This is a genomic window from Cupriavidus sp. GW821-FHT02F09 (assembly GCF_059421605.1).
The window spans coordinates 144028-160154 of the sequence record NZ_JBWKVH010000003.1 but is presented as its reverse complement, the minus strand read 5'-3'; the positions used below and the strand labels follow the sequence as shown (position 1 = coordinate 160154).

Genomic DNA, 16127 nt, shown 5'->3' with positions numbered 1-16127 from the left:
CCGTCCCCCTCTGCTTCCAAAACCCATCAGGCGGATGCCGATGCGAGCGGTACTTCGGTGTAAGTCTGCAGGCGTATGTCGGCCCGATGCAGATCCGATTCATACTGGCGCGCCGCCAAAAGAAAACATGCGGCGGCGACCAAGCCGAATGCCGGCATCACCGCAAGGGCCGTCTGCAGGCCAAGGGCGTCCGAAATCGCCCCCCCGACGAAAGGCCCAACCGCAAGGCCAAACATGTTCTGAAAGAGCGACAGTAGTGCGGCGCCGGTGGAACGGACGCCCGGGTGAACGACGTCGAGCACAATACCCGCCGCCGGCCCTACCGTACACGTCATCAGAAAGCCGCCGAACGCAATGAGCAGGAACTGCTGGCCGGCTGGCATCGCAACGGTAAAGGCTGCAATGAAAACCAGCAGGGTCGCCACGCACAGGAAGGCCACGGCGAGAGGCTTGTTGCGTGGCCGGCGTGCAGCCGCCCTGTCCACCACGAGACCCCATACGAAGGCCCCCAGCGCGCCGCACAACACAATCAGCGCCGCTTGCTTGGCGGCAACATCCGGGGCTGCGCCGTGGAACCGGTTGAAGTAGCTGGGGAGCCAGGCCCAGACGGTAGACACCACGATGAGCTGAAACGCTGCGCCGACGCACGTCCACCAAACCGTACGCGAGTCAGACAACGCGCTTGCGACGTGCCTGATGAAGTTCCATGGTGATTCCTTCGCCTTGTGCAGCCGGGATGTCAGTTCCACGGTCTTGTAGTCAGGCACGAACAGGTACAGCAGCGCGATTGCCAGTCCCGGGAAGCCCACCACGCCGAACGCTGCCTGCCAGCCCCAGCGCTGGGCGATCACGCCGCCCAGCATGACGCCGAGGACCGCGCCAATGGAGCCGGCGGCAAAGAACGCTCCCAGCAACATGGAGCGCATGCGCTTAGGAAACAAGCTTGCAATCAGTGCCGCACCGACGGAACCATAGCCACTTTCGCCAACGCCTACCATGGCGCGCGCGGCAAATAGCTGACTGTAGTTGCGAGTAAACATGCATGAGATGGTCGCTACGCTCCATACCGTTGCCATCACGGCGACACTCTTGACCCGGCTCATCCGATCGGCCAGAAGAGCGACGGGCAGGCCGCCCAGTGCGACAACGATCGAGATGATCGACACCAGTGCGCCAAGCTGCTTGTCCGACAAGCTCCACGCCTCCTTCAAGTGGGGAAACAACGAGACAATGACCTGCCGGTCGATGTAGTCGAACAGCATCAGCGCAAAGGTCATGGCAAAGGCAAACCAGGCTCGGGGCCGGCTGACCAGATAGTCGTCGCGATCATCGGGTCCGGAATGCGGGATGTGCGGGTTCATGCGTGTCTCCATAGTGGGTCGGCTCTTGCATTGAGAGCCACCTCTGATGCTTGCACAGTCTGCTACTTGCAACGGGCATTGCCGGCAACCTTCCGGCATGGTGCGTTCAAAGTCAGGCGGACACGCCAGCAATGCGCCCTTGATGCATGCCGCGTGTGCTACTGCAACGTGACAGTGCCCTGTCAGGGCACCAGGACGGTGGAGCCTACTGTCTTGCGCGACTCGAGCGCCCGATGCGCGTCGGCGGCATCGGCCAGGGCAAAGGTCTGCTGGGGCTCGCTCGCGATGCGCCCGGCCAGCACGTGGTCGAACAGTTCCTTGGCCATGTCCAGCATGTGCGCGCGCGGCTGGATATAGTGCATCATGGCGGGCCGCGTGAACCAGATCGATCCCTTCACGGCCAGCATCTGGGAGTCGACGATCACCGCTCCCGACGAGGTGCCGTTGCTGATCAGCGAACCGCGCGGCTGCAGGCAGTCCAGCGAGGCTTCCAGCGTGTCCTTGCCCACCGAGTCATAGACCACCGGAACCCCCTTGCCGTCGGTGATCTCCTTGACGCGCTGCACGATGTTCTCGCGCGAGGTCACGATGGTGTGCGCACAGCCGTTGGCCTTGGCGATCGCGGCCTTCTCGTCGGTACTTACGGTTCCGATCATGGTGACGCCCATCGCCCGCGCCCACTGGCAGGCGATCAGCCCCACGCCACCCGCAGCCGCGTGGTAGAGGATGGTCTCGCCACCCTGGAGCGGGTAGACCTGACGGAACAGGTATTGCGCCGTCATGCCCTTCATCATCAGCGTGGCGGCGGTGCGCTCGGAAATGCCATCGGGCAGCGGGATCAGCACCGCGGCCGGCATCACGCGCACCTGGGAGTAAGCGCCCTGCGGTCCGATCAGGTAGCCGACGCGGTCACCCACGCGGATGTCCGTCACGCCGGAACCCACGGCCTCGACCACACCGACCGCGTCGGAGCCCAGCCCGTTGGGCAGCGCCAGCGGGTAGCGGCCGGTGCGGAAATAGATATCGATGAAATTCAGCGCGATGTAGCTGTGGCGCACGCGGGCCTCGCCGGGGCCAGGCTCGCCGACTTCGACGTCCTCGAACTTCAGCACTTCCGGGCCGCCGGTTTCGTACAAGCGAATGGCTTTTGACATGATTGTGTTCCTGTGTATGTTCTGTGGGGCTTCGCGCCGCCGGCCCAGTTGGTCACTGACAGCACGGCGACGGGGTTCGTGGACGGGCCAGAGGCGCCGACGCGCGCAGGGCGAAGGCGACCCCGAGAAGCGCCGCACGCTGGCCGTACCTGGTGGCTTGCCTCATCATGGGTCTCCTTGCCGTTGTGAGCCAGGGCGTGGCGGCGCTCAGGCGACCTTGCGCAGATGACCCTGCTGGCGACCGACGCGGTTGGGCGCGAAGCCATTGGCCGCCAGGGACGCCTCCACGGTGTCGTAGAACACACCGATCTTGGAAATCTCGCGCGCCTGCTGCGCGGTGGCGATCGGGCGGCCGAACTCACGTGAAATGCGCACCAGTTGCTCGATCTGCTGGACCGTGCTGAACTTACTGGAGCGCTGCTGGTTCCAGAGGTTGTCCTCGATGCCGCAGCGCACGTGCAGGCCCATGGCGATGCCCATCATGTTGATCGGCAGCACGTTGAGCACGGAGCTTTCCACCGTCAGCACTGCGCCATCGGGCACGGCGCGCACGATGTTAGCCATGTTGTAGATGTTGGGCGCGTCCATGCCGCCGCTGATGGCCACCCAGTTCATGACCAGCGGGCCTTTGTAGATGCCCCTGCGCATCAGGCGCTCGACCGACTCGAAGCTGTTGATGTTGTAGCACTGGAAAGCGCTTTGGATGCCAGCAGCCGACAGGCGGCGGATGTGCTCCTCGACCCAGCCTGGCTGCGAGGGCACCGTCATTTCCTTGTAAGCCTGAAAGGTGGCCGGATCTTCCATCGACGTGCCACGCAGGTCTTCGTAATCGAAGTGCTCCAGCACATTCATCTGCGAGGTGTTCACGGTCACGGTGACCTGGTCGGGCTTGGGGTCGAGATCGGCCAGCATGTGGCGCGTATCGTCGGAGAGCCACTTGGCGGCAGCGCCATCGGTCTCTGGCGCGAAGGAGATCGAACCACCCACCTGGATGATCATCTCGGGCACGGCCTTGCGCACGCCGGCGACCAGTTCGTTGAATTTGGACAAACGCTTGGAGCCGCGGCCATCGAGTTCGCGTACGTGCAGGTGCAGCACCGTGGCACCCGCGTTGTAGCAATCCACGGCCTTCTGGATCTGCGCCTCCATCGTCACCGGGATGTCCTCGGGAAAGTCAGAGGGGACATAGGACGGCGCGTAGGGCGCGGCCGTGATGATGAGCGGCTGCTGGTTTTCGGGGAACAGGTGTCCGTCGAGAAAGTTCATGGCGTGTCTCCAGGGGGGAAAGAAGAAAGGGGATAGGGTTAGCGAGAGTGAGGATCAGAACACCAGGTCAGAACACCTTGTCGCCGATGATGCCGGCGCGCTCCATCTTGCGATGGCAGGGCGGGTAGTCCATCACGGCGTAGTGCTGCGTCGAGCGGTTGTCCCAGATGGCGATGCTGTTCGGCTTCCAGCGCCAGCGCACCTGATACTCGGGAATCAAGGCCTGGCCGATCAGGTACTGCAGCAGCGCCGATCCGCCTTGGGTGAAGTCCTGGCCGTAGCGCACGTTGGCCGCCGTGTGGAAGTTCGTGAAATGGGTGGCGAAGCCGTTGACGAACAGCACTTTCTCGCCGGTCTCGGGATGGGTGCGCACCACGGGATGTTCGGCATCCGGGTACTGGGCCTTGAGTGCCAGGCGTTTCTCAATCGGCATGGCCGCACCGAACGTGGCTTCGATGCTGTGCCGCGCACGCAGGCCGGCGATCTGGAGCTTGACCTCGTCGGGCAGCTTCTCGTAGGCCAGCGCCATGTTGGCCCACATGGTGTCGCCGCCCACCGGCGGGCATTCCACGCAGCGCAGCACGCAGCCCATTGGCGGCGTCTCGCGCCAAGTGGCGTCGCAGTGCCAGCCGTTCTCGTAACGGTCGTTGGGAGCCTCCGGCGATTTGTAGATGCGCACCAGGCCCGGGTGATCCGGGTCGCTGCCGACCACGGGGTGGTCCTCGAGCTCGCCGAAGCGGCGCGCGAAGCCCACATGCTCGGCGCGCGTGAGGTCCTGGTCGCGCAGGAACAGCACCTTGTGCTTGAGCAGCGCGGCCCTGATCTCGGCGAACAGCCCATCGTCGTGCACGGCGTCTGCCAGGTCCACATTCACAAGCTCGGCACCGATGGCGCACGTCAGCGGTTTGATATGCATGGTTTGTCTCCTTCGTTTTTTTGTTCAAATCACCACCACGGACGGGCCCGTCGTCTTGCGGGACTCAAAGTCGCGGTGGGCACGCCCTGCTACATGCGGCGCGTAGCGCTGGCCGGGCCGCTCTTGCGTTGAGAGCTGCCGCCAATGCTTGATGCTTGCCCGGTCAGTGCTGCAACGCGGGCTCGGGACGGCTAGAGCGGCGCCCTGTGTCAAGCCGCTCGATCAACTGCGAGGCCATCGGCCAGGGCCCATAGCCAGATGCCGGGTTCAGATGACCGACCTTGCCCAGGTCCACCGTGTCACTGCCCCAGGCCTGCGCGAGTTCGATCACCCTGGGCAGATCGCCCAGCGGGTCGTTCTGGCTGGTAGCGACCAGGCTGGGAAACGGAAGCTGCTGGCGTGGTACCGGGAGCCAGCCGCTGGACCGGATCGTGGAGAGTGTCGGGTAGCCTTCCGGCATGGGGCGTTCAAAGTCAGGCGGGCATGCCAGCAATGCGCCCTTGATGCGTGCTGCGTGTGCGGTTGTCAGGGCCCAGTGGGCAAGCATGATGCAGCCACCGCTGTGGGCGACCAGCAGTACAGGGCCGCCAATGTCTGCCACCGCCCGCTCAATTGCCGCGACACGGCGAGAACAGTCCAGGTTCTCGCGTCCCATCGGCGGCACCGTGCATGCACCAGGCAGTCGCTCGGCCAGTAATGTCTGCCAATGGTCGGCAACCTGGTCACGCAGGCCGGGGACGATAAGCACAGTGGACGTTGTCATGATGGATTTCGATTTGAGGTTGTGCTGGAACTCGGGTCTGTCAACAGCTATCGGGGATCAGATCCACATCGGATCCACATCGCAAGACTATCTCTGCAAGACCAAATGCGATGTATTATTTGGGACATTCAATGTCTAAATTGGGACACACCCATGCCCGGATATACGCCCTTGATCCGAAGCGCCAGTCTTACCGGCTACATGGAACTGGCGCGCCACCATGGACTCAACCCTGAGGCAATGCTGCGCAAGGTGGGGTTGAGTCCTCGAAGCCTCCTCGATCCCGACATGCCGGTCACTTCCATGGCGGTACGCCAGTTGCTTGAGGACAGCGCATCGATGGCGGGCGTGGAAGACTTCGGCTTGCGGCTGGCCATGGACCGGCGGCTGGCCAACCTGGGCCCGATCAGCTTTGTGATGCGCGAAGCACCGAATGCCCGGCAGGCGCTGGACAACCTGTGTCGCTATATGCGCCTGATCAATGCGGCGCTGCTGACTAGCATCGAAGACTTTGGCGATGCCGTATTGATTCGCGAAGAGATCCTGGTCACCGGCAAGTACCCGGTGCGGCAGTCCATTGAAATGGCCGTGGGCGTGCTATACCGCACGATCCAGGAACTATTGGGGCCAACCTGGCGGCCCCGAAGCGTCTGTTTCGAGCATCGTCAACCGCACGGTGCTACGTGTCACAAAGCGCTGTTCGGCTCAGTGGTTGAATTCAATGCGAGTTTCAATGGCATCGTCTGTGCGGCAAAGGACCTCGCCGCGCCCATGCCGGCCAATGACTACCGTATGACGCCCTATGTCCGTCGCTTTCTCGACCAGGCCATGTCTGGATCCGATGAGAGTGCATCGCACACCGTTCGGCAGGTCGTGATTGCCATGTTGCCCGGGGGCAGGTGTACGTCGGACCAGGTGGCAAAGCACCTTGGCGTGGATCGCCGAACTTTGCATCGCCGGCTCATTGCGGAAGGCACGAGCTTTTTGTCACTGCTCCAGGCGGTCCGGGCGGAACTCGCCTCCCGCCAGATACTCGACAGCGATCGCTCCCTCGCCGAACTCGCCGATCTGCTCGGCTTCTCAAGCCCCAGCGCTTTCGCATTCTGGTTCAGAAAGCACTTTGGCATGACGGTGTCGAGCTGGAAGCAAAGCGCACAGGCAGTCGCAAGTGCATTGCCGCAACCCGGCTGATCTTCGCCCTCTCCCACTGTAACCTGCGCACCGAGGCAGGCCAGTTTCTGGCCGGGCTCGCCGGTATGATCGCCTCATACCAAAGGGCAATAGACGCCCCCGGCCCCCTGCGCCTAGCCTTGCGCTGACCTGGCGGCAGGTATTCCCGGCCCCGGACGCAGCGCAGAACGGCGCTTGGCCCGGCGCTGCGCCCATCTCCTTTCCGGGTCTTGGCCATATCGGCGTCAAGGGACGGGAATTCCACGGGATTCCCGCACGCGGGCGCATTGATCCGCGCCTGACCAGCAGCAGCCCGCCGTGCCAGCCCTGCCCATAACGCCCCACAGCGGCTGACTAATACGAAGAGACAATGGCGATGAGCACCATGCAGCTTTAACCTTCGTTCGAGGTGCTTGCGCAGAGCTCCGCCACACTCCCGCGCTGCATCCGACCAAGGATCGGCCGTCCGTCGCCTGTGCCGCGCCATGCCTGCACGATCCTGCCAACCCAACTTCAGGAGAGAACCATGACCAATCCCAAGCTAGAAGTGCTGACCCCGCAGAACAGCCAGCTGATCTTCATCGACCATCAGCCGCAAATGGCTTTCGGCGTGCAGTCGATGGATCGCCAGGCCATGAAGAACAATGCGGTCGGGCTGGCCAAGGCGGCCAGGATCTTCAATATCCCCACCACCATCACCACGGTGGAGAGCGAGTCGTTCTCGGGCTACACCTACCCCGAACTGCTCGACGTATTCCCCGGCCAGAAGACGCTGGAACGCACCTCGATGAACTCGTGGGACGACCAGAAGGTGCGCGACGCGCTGAAAGCCAACGGCCGCAAGAAGGTCGTCGTCGCCGGCCTGTGGACCGAGGTTTGCAACACCACCTTCGCCCTGTGCGCGATGCTCGAAGGCGACTACGAGATCTACATGGTTGGCGATGCCTCCGGCGGCACCAGCAAGGAAGCGCATGACTACGCCATGCAGCGCATGGTGCAGGCCGGCGTGGTACCGGTGACCTGGCAGCAGGTGCTGCTCGAATGGCAGCGCGACTGGGCGCACCGTGACAGCTATGACGCCGTGATGAAACTGGTCAAGGAACACTCAGGTGCCTACGGCATGGGCGTGGACTATGCCTACACCATGGTGCACAAGGCCGAGCAACGTACCGCCACGCCGCACGAGTCGCTCGCGCCGGTACCGGCCCGCTGATTCGCCGCCAACACCACCCTTATCTCTCGGGCAGACAAGCATGAGCGCGCAATCCAATCAGCAAGGCATGGCCCAGAACCCAGCGCGGCGCGAGCTGCTGGTTTCCGGCGCCAGCACGGCCGGTGCCGCCGCCCTCGCGGCCCTGGGCAGCACCGCCGCCGTTGCCGCCGGCAAGCCGCAGGGCCACGCCGCATCCCACCATACCGGAGCACGCAGCATGAACACCGTTACCACCAAGGATGGCACCCGGATCTACTACAAGGACTGGGGCACCGGCCGCCCGGTCGTGTTCTCGCACGGCTGGCCGTTGAATGCCGACGCCTGGGACGCGCAGATGCTGTTCCTGGTGCAGCACGGCTTCCGCGTGATCGCGCATGACCGCCGTGGCCATGGCCGCTCCGACCAGCCCGCCAAGGGCAACGACATGGACACCTATGCCGACGACCTGGCAGCGGTGATCGAAGCGCTGGACCTGAAGGGTGCGGCGCTGGTCGGCCACTCCACCGGCGGTGGCGAGGTGGCCCACTACATCGGCCGCCACGGCACCAGGCGCGTGGCCAAGGCCGTGCTGATCGGCGCGGTGCCGCCCATCATGGTCAAGACCCCGTCCAACCCCGGCGGCCTGCCGATGGACGTGTTCGACGGCATCCGCAAGAACACGGCTGAAAACCGCTCGCAGTTCTTCAAGGATCTGGCGGTGCCGTTCTTCGGCTTCAACCGTCCCGGCGCCAAGATTTCGCAAGGCACCATCGATGCGTTCTGGGCGCAGGGCATGACCGGCAGCATCCTGGGCCAGTACCTGTGCATCAAGGAATTCTCGGAAGTCGACTACACCGAGGACCTGAAGAAGATTGATGTGCCGACGCTGATCCTGCACGGTGATGACGACCAGATCGTGCCGATCGACGATGCGGGCAAGCTCAGCGCCAAGATCGTCAAGAACGCCACGCTGAAGGTCTACCCGGGTGGCGCGCATGGCATGTGCGTGGTGCAAGCCGACAAGGTCAACGCCGACCTGCTGGCCTTCCTCTCGGCCTGATGAACACGCCGTCTCGCGACCAGCAGACAGGCCGGGACGGCCTGTCTTCATCCGATGCCCCCCGGTCCCCCTCGCCTTCCGTCTCACTGACCCGCCGCCAGTTCATCGCCGGCGCCGCCGCGCTCGGCGCGGCGGCCGCCGGCCGGAGTTTCGCCATGACCCAAACCAGCACGCCCGAGCTCATCCTCGTCAACGGCAAGTTCGCCACGCTCGACCGCGCCAATCCGCAGGCCGAAGCCGTGGCCATCAGCGACGGCAAGTTCATCGCCGTCGGCACCCGGCACGAGATCATGCAACTGGCCGGCGCCGCCACCAAGGTGGTCGACCTGCAAGGCCGCCGCGCGATTCCCGGGCTGATCGACAGCCACATGCACATCATTCGCGGCGGGCTGAACTACAACATGGAGCTGCGCTGGGACGGCGTGCGCTCGCTAGCCGATGCCATGCGCATGCTCAAGGACCAGGTGGCGCGCACGCCCGCTCCGCAGTGGGTGCGCGTGGTCGGCGGCTTCACCGAGCATCAGTTCGCCGAAAAACGCCTGCCCACCATCGAGGAGCTGAATGCGGCGGCGCCGGATACGCCTGTGTTCATCCTGCACCTGTACGACCGAGCCATCCTCAACGGCGCCGCCCTGCGCGCCGTGGGCTATACCAAGGACACGCCGAACCCGCCGGGCGGCGAGATCGTGCACGACAAGGCCGGCAATCCCACCGGGCTGCTGCTGGCCAAGCCGAATGCGACCATTCTCTATGCAACGCTGGCCAAGGGCCCGAAGCTGCCGCCCGAATACCAGAAGAACTCCACGCGCCATTTCATGCGCGAGGTGAACCGTCTTGGCGTGACCGGCGTCATCGACGCTGGTGGCGGCTACCAGAACTACCCCGAGGACTACCACATCATCGAGGAGCTGCACAAGGACGGGCAGCTCACGGTGCGCCTGGCCTACAACCTGTTCACGCAAAAGCCCAAGGACGAGCTCAGTGATTTCAGCGGCTGGTCCAAGCAGATCAAGCCCGGCCAGGGCGACGACCTGTACCGCCACAACGGCGCCGGCGAGATGCTGGTCTACAGCGCCGCCGACTTCGAGGACTTCCGCGTCGAGCGGCCCGACATGCCGCCGTCGATGGAAGGCGACCTGGAGCCGGTGATCCGCCTGCTGGCGGAGAACCGCTGGCCCTGGCGCCTGCACGCCACCTACAACGAGACCATCTCGCGCGCGCTGGATGTCTACGAGAAGGTGGCGAAGGACGTGCCCTTCGACGGCCTGCACTGGTTCTTCGACCACGCCGAGACCATCACGGACCGCAACATCGACCGCATCGCGGCGCTGGGCGGCGGCATCGCCGTGCAACACCGCATGGCCTACCAAGGCGAGTATTTCGTCGAACGCTACGGCGCGCGCGCGGCCGAGGCCACGCCGCCGATCAAGCGCATGCTCGAGCGCGGCGTCAAGGTCGGCGCCGGCACCGACGCCACGCGCGTGGCCTCATACAACCCGTGGGTGTCGTTGTACTGGCTGACGACCGGCAAGACGGTGGGCGGGCTGTCGATGTATCCGCAAGCCAACCTGCTCGACCGCGACACGGCGCTGCGGCTGTGGACCGAAGCCAACACCTGGTTCTCCTCCGAGGAAGGCAAGAAGGGCCAAATCAAGGCCGGCCAGCTGGCCGACCTCGCGGTGCTCTCCGCCGACTACTTCAGCGTGCCCGGAGACGATATCCAGGACATCACCTCGGTGATGACCGTGCTGGGCGGCAAGGTGGTGTACGGCGACGGCGATTTTGACAAGCTCGCGCCGGCGCTGCCGCCCGCCATGCCGGACTGGTCGCCGGTGCGCCACGCTGGCGGCTACCAGCCACGGCCGCAGGCCAAAGCGCTCGCGCTCAACACCGCGTGCGCCTGCGCCAGTGCCTGCGGCGTGCACGGCCACGGCCATGCGAACGCGTGGACGGCCGGCGTGCCTGCGTCGGACGAAAGCACATTCTGGGGCGCGCTCGGCTGTTCCTGCTGGGCCTTCTGAGACGCGCGTCCGATCCACGCATCCTGCCAGGGAGACTCCAAGATGCGCCCTTCTGCCTCCACCCACCCTTGCGCGGCGGGCGCCGTCCCGCTCCCGTCCTGGCTGCGCTGGCTTGCACTGCTGGCGCTGTGCGCCGCCTACCTGCAAGGTGGCCTGGTCAAGGCCATGGACTTCGCCGGCGCCATCGGCGAGATGCAGCACTTCGGCCTCGCGCCAGCGGCGCCGCTGGCCGCCGCGGTGATCGCGCTGGAGCTGGGCGCGTCGCTGATGATCCTGTGTGGCGTCTACCGCTGGCTCGGCGCGCTGGCGCTGGCGGTCTTCACGCTGCTGGCGACCCTGCTGGCCAACCGCTTCTGGGCGGCGCCGCCAGCCGAGCAGTTCATGATGGCCAACGCCTTTTTCGAGCATATCGGCCTGGTCGGCGGCTTTGTACTGGTGGCGTGGGAAGACCTCTGCCGCCGCGCGGCCGGGCAAACGGCATGAGGCTGGCCATGCCGCGAGCTCGGCAACCCACGCTGAACACTGAACACTGAACACAGAACACTGGAAATGCGATGAAGCTCTATATCGTTTCGCTTGGCGCCGGCATCCTCGTCGGCATCATCTACGCCTTGCTGCAGGTCCGCTCGCCCGCCCCGCCCGTGGTCGCGCTGATCGGGCTGCTCGGCATGCTGATCGGCGAGCAAGTCGTGCCGCCAATCAAGCGCATGCTGGCCGGCGAGCCCGTCACCGCCGCCTGGTTCCACACGGAGTGCGTACCCAAGATCACCGGCGCACCGCCGCCGGCAACCTTGGCCGCGGCCCGCAACGACATACCACCAGCGCCGAGCGGCCCCATCGATTCGCGCTGAGCCCGCCTCACAAGCCAAGCCTTCCGGCGATTCAAGGCTGCACCTGCGCTGCTCCCGCAGCCATCCGCTGCAAGCGCAGACCTTCTGCGCGCGCCTCGGCCAGTCGCTGATTCCAGTCGTCCGGAGGGTGGCCACTCTCCTGCATCTTGCGGAATACGCGGTAGGCGTCGTCGCTGCTCTCGCAGGCGCGCTTGGTGTCTTCGTCGCTAACCCAGGCAAATACGATTACCTTGCTTTGCGCGTGGTAGCGAAAGAACAGCCGGTACTGTTGAAAGAACTTGGCCCGGAACCAATGTTTGTGATCGTCGCCGAGAGTGCCGCCCTGCCGGTATTCCGGCCGTGCCGGCTCCTGCGCGATCACCTCGAACGCCAACCTGGTGATCGCCGCCAGCCGCTTGCTGGCGTTCTTCTTCACGTACCCGGTTGGGTCTCTTTGCTTGAGCGCTTCGACTTGTTGGGTCAGCCCCTCAAGCTGAGCAAGAAACAGGGGATGGGCAAAAACGGTCCAACCGTTGATGACTAAAGGCGCGGGCTGACTCGCGCTCATTCATCGTCTGCCGAAAGGGCGGCATCAAGATCAACTTCGATGCCACCGACCAGCGACTGGATGCGCCGCACAAAACTGGCATCGACGGCCTGCAGGCGCGCCGCCAGAACAAGAGCCGAAATGGCCACAATGCACAATCCCCAAGGCTAGGCCGGGACGAATGCGAGCCTGGCTCACCGCTGCATGCGCGGAAGCTAGACCGCGTCCTTCCTCTCCATATCGCCCACCGCTTCGCCGACGATGCGGCGTAGCCACTCAAGCGCGGCATTACCCAGCACGCGGCGGCTGCAGACCATGTCTATGCTGAACGCGTTTTCGCCCAGTTCCGGCGGCAGCGCATGCAGCGCGATCTGCCGGCCTGCCAATGGCAACGCTGCTCGCCGCGCGAGCGTTGCGACGAGGTCGGTGTTCTGCACGGCATAGGGCAACGCAATAATGTGGGCGAAGGTCGCCGCCACGCGTCGCCTGACTCCCAGCCTGGCCAGGTTCTCATCGATCACGCCGCGGGTGGAACCGTCATCGCTCGGCACGAACAGCGCATGCGGCAACTCGATGAAGGTCTGCAGATCCAGCGCGTGCCGGCGCAGGCGCGGATGGCGGCGGTCAGCGATGCAAACGAATTGCTCCTCATACAGATGGGTGACAAGCATGCGTTTTGGCGGCGCCAGGTGGCCGCCGATGGCCATGTCCAGCACGCCTTCATCCAGTTGCTTGTAGATGGCAGCGCGATCGAGCTTGGCGACGCGCAGGTCGGTGTGCGGCGCCAGGCGACGCAGCCGCGCCAATATATGTGGCACGACCACAATATCGGCATAGTCGCTGGCGGCGATGGTGAAGCGCTTGCCCCTGGCCGTCGCGGGATCGAAGCCGGCGCCCTGGTCCAGCACCTCGCGGATCTGCGTCAGTGCCTGGCCGATGGACGGCATCAGGGCCATGGCCCGTTCGGTTGGCACCATGCCGGCCGCGGTCCGCATGAACAGTTCGTCTTGAAACAGCGTGCGCAGGCGGCTCAGCGCGTTGCTGACCGACGGCTGGGCTCTGTGCAAACGCTGCGCGGCTAGCGTGACGTTACGCGTCTCGAACACTGCCTCGAAGGCCACCAGCAGGTTCAGGTCGATGGAAGCTAAATTCATGATTCCAATACTACGGATATTGATTATCCATTTCAAGAATTCATACCAGCAGATCTATGCTTGCGGATCTACCAGCTAACCAGGTTTGGAGCCTGCAATGACCAAGATCTTGCTCACCGGCATCGAGCCCTTCGATGGCGAAACAATCAATCCGTCATGGGAAGCGGCGCGTGCGCTCGACGGCGAGTCCATCGATGGGGCGAGCGTCGTCGCCCGTCAACTGCCGTGCGTGATCGGCAAGGTGAACCAGGTCCTGCAGCGCGCCATCGAGGAGCTTGATCCGACCGTGGTCATTTGCCTCGGACAGGCCGGCGGCCGCAGCGATATCTCGATAGAGCGCGTCGCGATCAATGTGGTCGATGCACGGATCCCCGACAATGAAGGGCGCCAGCCTGTCGACGAACCGGTGGTCAGCGACGGGCCAGCGGCCTATTTCTCCACCCTGCCGATCAAGGCCATTGTCAGCGCACTCCGTCAACATGGCGTGCCCGCCTCGGTGTCGCAAACCGCCGGCACGTACAACTGCAACGCGATTTTCTATGGGCTATCGCACTACATTGCCGAGTGCCGGCCCAGCCTGCGCGGCGGCTTCGTCCACGTACCCTATCTGCCTGAAATGGCGGCGCGCCATCCAGGCGCTCCCAGCCTTGCGCTCGATACGCTGATTGCCGGCGTCCGGGTAATAGTGGCGACTACGCTAGCTGTGGAGCAGGACATCCGAGAAGGCGCGGGCGCGCTGCACTGAAATGGCCAGGAACTCGGCATTGCCGAGCCTGCGCAGAGACCGGCACCGAGAGTCAGGATGGTCTCGGCCTGGGTGCGCAGGCTTTCTGCGCTGTAGCGATTCTCTGCCATGTGCGCGTCGCCTCAGGCGGGAGTCTTGCGAAACTTCTCGTGCAGCTGGCGCAGCAGCGGCGTGGGCGTCATGCCGTTCTTTTTTTCTACGGCAATCAGCCAGCCGGTGCGATGCCAGTCCTGCACGATGCGGTCAACGGCGGCCTGGGTATCGGTCTCGCCCTTACGCACCCAGATCACCGATGGCGATGGGATCAGGTCGCGTGGCGAAACGATCTCGTAGTCCTTCCAGTCGGCGTTGTTCTCCACCAGGTCGCGCAGCGTCGGACTCACATGCACCGCCGCCACGCAATTGCCGCCCCTGAGCGCCAGCAGCGACTCCGGCTGGCCGCGGAAAGCCTTGATCTGCGCGCCATACTGCTCGGCCAGCGGCTTGGTGAAGTTGCTGCCCTGCGAATCGCAGACCGGCTTGCCTTTTGTGTCTTCCCACCTGGCGATGCCACTCCCCTTCCTGGCGATGGCCGCGCCACCGACCTCCTCAAAGGGCGTGGGCACGAAGGACAGGATCTCGCTGCGCTCCTGCGTCCATTGCATGTTGGCGATCAGGATGTCGACCTTGCCCTGCTGGAGGAACTGCACGCGGTTCGAAGGCTGCACCTGGATGGTTTCCAGTGTGACGCCAAGGCCCCTGGCCACGCCTTCGGACAACGCCACGTTATAGCCAATGTGCTTTTGCGTGGCCGGGTCGATGGTGCCGAAGGGCGGGCCGGACAGGATCACGCCGACCACGAGCTTGCCGCGCTGCCTGATCTTGTCGAGCGTGGCATCGGCATGCGCGGCAGTGGCCACCAGGGCAAGGCCGGCCAGCAGCGCGGCACGCACGCCACGCGAGGGGAGACGGAAACAGAAAGGGAAACGGGAATGGGAGTGGGAACGCAAGGTTTTCAGCATCTGCAATGTCACTTCCTGGATTGCTCGAAGGGCGCATGGTCGAATTCGCCCTGCTGTGCCTTCTGGTTACGGGTCTTGATGTAGGCATCCGGCACGCCATACTTGCGCGCGGTCCGCAGCAGCAGGCCGGAGCGGTGCCAGTCGCGGATGGCCTGGTCGACGAACGCCTGCGCATCGGTCTCGCCGCGCCGCATCCAGACCACAGTGGGTGACGGGATCAGCTGGTCCTGCGTGGCAAGCTCATAGTCCTTCCATTCGGCAGCGCCCTGGCCATGCAGCGTCTGGTAGAGCGCCGGCTGGATATGCACTGAGGCAGCGCAGGAGCCTCCCTTCAGGGCCAGCAACGATTCGGGAATGCCACGCAGCCCCTTGACGATGGCACCGTAGGTTTCCTGCAGCGGCCTGGCAAAATTGCTGCCTTGCGATACGCACGCGATCTTGCCGCGCAAATCCTCCCAGCGATGGATGCCGCTCGATCTGGCCACCATGGCGGCGCCACCGATGAGGTCATAAGGCGTCGGCGCGAAAGAGAGGATTTCGCTGCGCTCCTGTGTCCACTGGATATTGGCGATCAACAAGTCAACCTTGCCGGTATTGAGAAACTGGACGCGCGTGTTGGCGGTAACGGATACGGTCTCCAGTTGCACCCCCAGGCGCTTGGCGATATCGCTCGCCAGGTCGGTCTGGTAGCCGCCAACCTTGCCGGTAGCCGTGTCCATGAAGCCAAACGGCGGGCTGGCGCCGTCGATGCCGACGCTGATCCTGCCGCGCTGCTTGATCTTGTCGAGCGTGGCATCGCCATGGGCGGCGCCCACCGCCAGGCAAAGCAAGGCGGCGGCTGCGATTTGGGGAAAAAACGGGAAGCGGAAAACGGAATTCATGCGGGCTACGCACCGAGGCAAATGAAGGGGAAGCGGGGATCTTGCTGGATCGCCCAGACGATCACA

General features: G+C 64.3%; 17 protein-coding genes. 7 read left to right on the top strand and 10 right to left on the bottom strand.

What is annotated here, in order from left to right; translation table 11 throughout:
* Window positions 1-26: 26 nt before the first annotated feature.
* From AC07XB_RS05225 to AC07XB_RS05205, 5 genes are all read right to left on the bottom strand, one after another.
* Entirely contained in the window at window positions 27-1361 is a 1335-nt protein-coding gene (locus tag AC07XB_RS05225; RefSeq protein WP_492826643.1) for a spinster family MFS transporter, read from the bottom strand.
* A 182-nt stretch (window positions 1362-1543) separates the two neighbouring features.
* The gene (locus AC07XB_RS05220; RefSeq protein WP_492826645.1) at window positions 1544-2515 is read right to left on the bottom strand and encodes a quinone oxidoreductase family protein; all 972 of its coding nucleotides are present in this window, start codon (window positions 2513-2515) and stop codon (window positions 1544-1546) included.
* Between the two features lie 207 nt (window positions 2516-2722).
* Entirely contained in the window at window positions 2723-3781 is a 1059-nt protein-coding gene (locus AC07XB_RS05215) for a beta-keto acid cleavage family enzyme (RefSeq protein WP_492826647.1), read from the bottom strand.
* Window positions 3782-3848: 67 nt separating this feature from the next.
* The gene (locus AC07XB_RS05210) at window positions 3849-4697 is read right to left on the bottom strand and encodes a TauD/TfdA dioxygenase family protein (RefSeq protein ID WP_492371266.1); all 849 of its coding nucleotides are present in this window, start codon (window positions 4695-4697) and stop codon (window positions 3849-3851) included.
* 163 nt (window positions 4698-4860) lie between these two features.
* Entirely contained in the window at window positions 4861-5460 is a 600-nt protein-coding gene (locus tag AC07XB_RS05205) for an RBBP9/YdeN family alpha/beta hydrolase (protein ID WP_492811986.1), read from the bottom strand.
* A 171-nt stretch (window positions 5461-5631) separates the two neighbouring features.
* Here AC07XB_RS05205 and AC07XB_RS05200 point away from each other — a divergent pair, with 171 nt between their 5' ends.
* The 6 genes from AC07XB_RS05200 (at window position 5632) to AC07XB_RS05175 (ending at window position 11754) form a co-directional block, all read left to right on the top strand.
* Window positions 5632-6651: an AraC family transcriptional regulator gene (locus AC07XB_RS05200; RefSeq protein WP_492811984.1), complete on the top strand. Its 1020-nt coding sequence runs from the start codon at window positions 5632-5634 to the stop codon at window positions 6649-6651.
* A gap of 505 nt (window positions 6652-7156) precedes the next feature.
* On the top strand, window positions 7157-7843 hold the full coding sequence (locus AC07XB_RS05195) for a hydrolase (protein WP_492371263.1): 687 nt from the start codon (window positions 7157-7159) through the stop codon (window positions 7841-7843).
* A gap of 217 nt (window positions 7844-8060) precedes the next feature.
* The gene (locus tag AC07XB_RS05190) at window positions 8061-8882 is read left to right on the top strand and encodes an alpha/beta fold hydrolase (protein ID WP_492826769.1); all 822 of its coding nucleotides are present in this window, start codon (window positions 8061-8063) and stop codon (window positions 8880-8882) included.
* 155 nt (window positions 8883-9037) lie between these two features.
* Window positions 9038-10903 (top strand): amidohydrolase, encoded by a 1866-nt coding sequence (locus AC07XB_RS05185; RefSeq protein WP_492371262.1) that lies wholly within the window; start codon window positions 9038-9040, stop codon window positions 10901-10903.
* A 42-nt stretch (window positions 10904-10945) separates the two neighbouring features.
* A complete protein-coding gene (locus AC07XB_RS05180) occupies window positions 10946-11386 on the top strand; it encodes a DoxX family protein (protein WP_492371261.1) in 441 nt (146 codons plus the stop codon).
* 71 nt (window positions 11387-11457) lie between these two features.
* Entirely contained in the window at window positions 11458-11754 is a 297-nt protein-coding gene (locus tag AC07XB_RS05175) for a XapX domain-containing protein (protein ID WP_492371260.1), read from the top strand.
* 31 nt (window positions 11755-11785) lie between these two features.
* Here the strand turns inward: AC07XB_RS05175 and AC07XB_RS05170 are convergent, their stop codons facing one another.
* The 3 genes from AC07XB_RS05170 to AC07XB_RS05160 form a co-directional block, all read right to left on the bottom strand.
* Window positions 11786-12301 carry a type II toxin-antitoxin system YhaV family toxin gene (locus AC07XB_RS05170; protein ID WP_492811981.1) on the bottom strand — a complete coding sequence of 172 codons (516 nt, stop codon included), beginning with the start codon at window positions 12299-12301 and terminating at the stop codon, window positions 11786-11788.
* Window positions 12298-12429: a type II toxin-antitoxin system PrlF family antitoxin gene (locus AC07XB_RS05165; protein ID WP_492826650.1), complete on the bottom strand. Its 132-nt coding sequence runs from the start codon at window positions 12427-12429 to the stop codon at window positions 12298-12300. The genes AC07XB_RS05170 and AC07XB_RS05165 overlap by 4 nt, the downstream gene beginning before the upstream one ends.
* A gap of 66 nt (window positions 12430-12495) precedes the next feature.
* The gene (locus AC07XB_RS05160) at window positions 12496-13434 is read right to left on the bottom strand and encodes a LysR family transcriptional regulator (protein ID WP_492826652.1); all 939 of its coding nucleotides are present in this window, start codon (window positions 13432-13434) and stop codon (window positions 12496-12498) included.
* Window positions 13435-13531: 97 nt separating this feature from the next.
* Here AC07XB_RS05160 and pcp point away from each other — a divergent pair, with 97 nt between their 5' ends.
* On the top strand, window positions 13532-14179 hold the full coding sequence (gene pcp, locus AC07XB_RS05155) for a pyroglutamyl-peptidase I (RefSeq protein ID WP_492826654.1): 648 nt from the start codon (window positions 13532-13534) through the stop codon (window positions 14177-14179).
* Window positions 14180-14301: 122 nt separating this feature from the next.
* On the opposite strand, the gene AC07XB_RS05150 is transcribed toward pcp, so the two are convergent.
* Together AC07XB_RS05150 and AC07XB_RS05145 are read right to left on the bottom strand one after the other, a co-directional pair.
* On the bottom strand, window positions 14302-15111 hold the full coding sequence (locus AC07XB_RS05150) for a transporter substrate-binding domain-containing protein (RefSeq protein WP_492826656.1): 810 nt from the start codon (window positions 15109-15111) through the stop codon (window positions 14302-14304).
* Between the two features lie 77 nt (window positions 15112-15188).
* Entirely contained in the window at window positions 15189-16061 is an 873-nt protein-coding gene (locus AC07XB_RS05145) for a transporter substrate-binding domain-containing protein (RefSeq protein ID WP_492811973.1), read from the bottom strand.
* Window positions 16062-16127: the final 66 nt, after the last annotated feature.

Coding starts and splice junctions, on each gene's coding strand:
- AC07XB_RS05225 (WP_492826643.1), bottom strand. CDS start 1,361: ATGAACCCGCACATCCCGCATTCCGGACCCGATGATCGCGACGACTAT.
- AC07XB_RS05220 (WP_492826645.1), bottom strand. CDS start 2,515: ATGTCAAAAGCCATTCGCTTGTACGAAACCGGCGGCCCGGAAGTGCTG.
- AC07XB_RS05215 (WP_492826647.1), bottom strand. CDS start 3,781: ATGAACTTTCTCGACGGACACCTGTTCCCCGAAAACCAGCAGCCGCTC.
- AC07XB_RS05210 (WP_492371266.1), bottom strand. CDS start 4,697: ATGCATATCAAACCGCTGACGTGCGCCATCGGTGCCGAGCTTGTGAAT.
- AC07XB_RS05205 (WP_492811986.1), bottom strand. CDS start 5,460: ATGACAACGTCCACTGTGCTTATCGTCCCCGGCCTGCGTGACCAGGTT.
- AC07XB_RS05195 (WP_492371263.1), top strand. CDS start 7,157: ATGACCAATCCCAAGCTAGAAGTGCTGACCCCGCAGAACAGCCAGCTG.
- AC07XB_RS05190 (WP_492826769.1), top strand. CDS start 8,061: ATGAACACCGTTACCACCAAGGATGGCACCCGGATCTACTACAAGGAC.
- AC07XB_RS05185 (WP_492371262.1), top strand. CDS start 9,038: ATGACCCAAACCAGCACGCCCGAGCTCATCCTCGTCAACGGCAAGTTC.
- AC07XB_RS05180 (WP_492371261.1), top strand. CDS start 10,946: ATGCGCCCTTCTGCCTCCACCCACCCTTGCGCGGCGGGCGCCGTCCCG.
- AC07XB_RS05175 (WP_492371260.1), top strand. CDS start 11,458: ATGAAGCTCTATATCGTTTCGCTTGGCGCCGGCATCCTCGTCGGCATC.
- AC07XB_RS05170 (WP_492811981.1), bottom strand. CDS start 12,301: ATGAGCGCGAGTCAGCCCGCGCCTTTAGTCATCAACGGTTGGACCGTT.
- AC07XB_RS05160 (WP_492826652.1), bottom strand. CDS start 13,434: ATGAATTTAGCTTCCATCGACCTGAACCTGCTGGTGGCCTTCGAGGCA.
- pcp (WP_492826654.1), top strand. CDS start 13,532: ATGACCAAGATCTTGCTCACCGGCATCGAGCCCTTCGATGGCGAAACA.
- AC07XB_RS05145 (WP_492811973.1), bottom strand. CDS start 16,061: ATGAATTCCGTTTTCCGCTTCCCGTTTTTTCCCCAAATCGCAGCCGCC.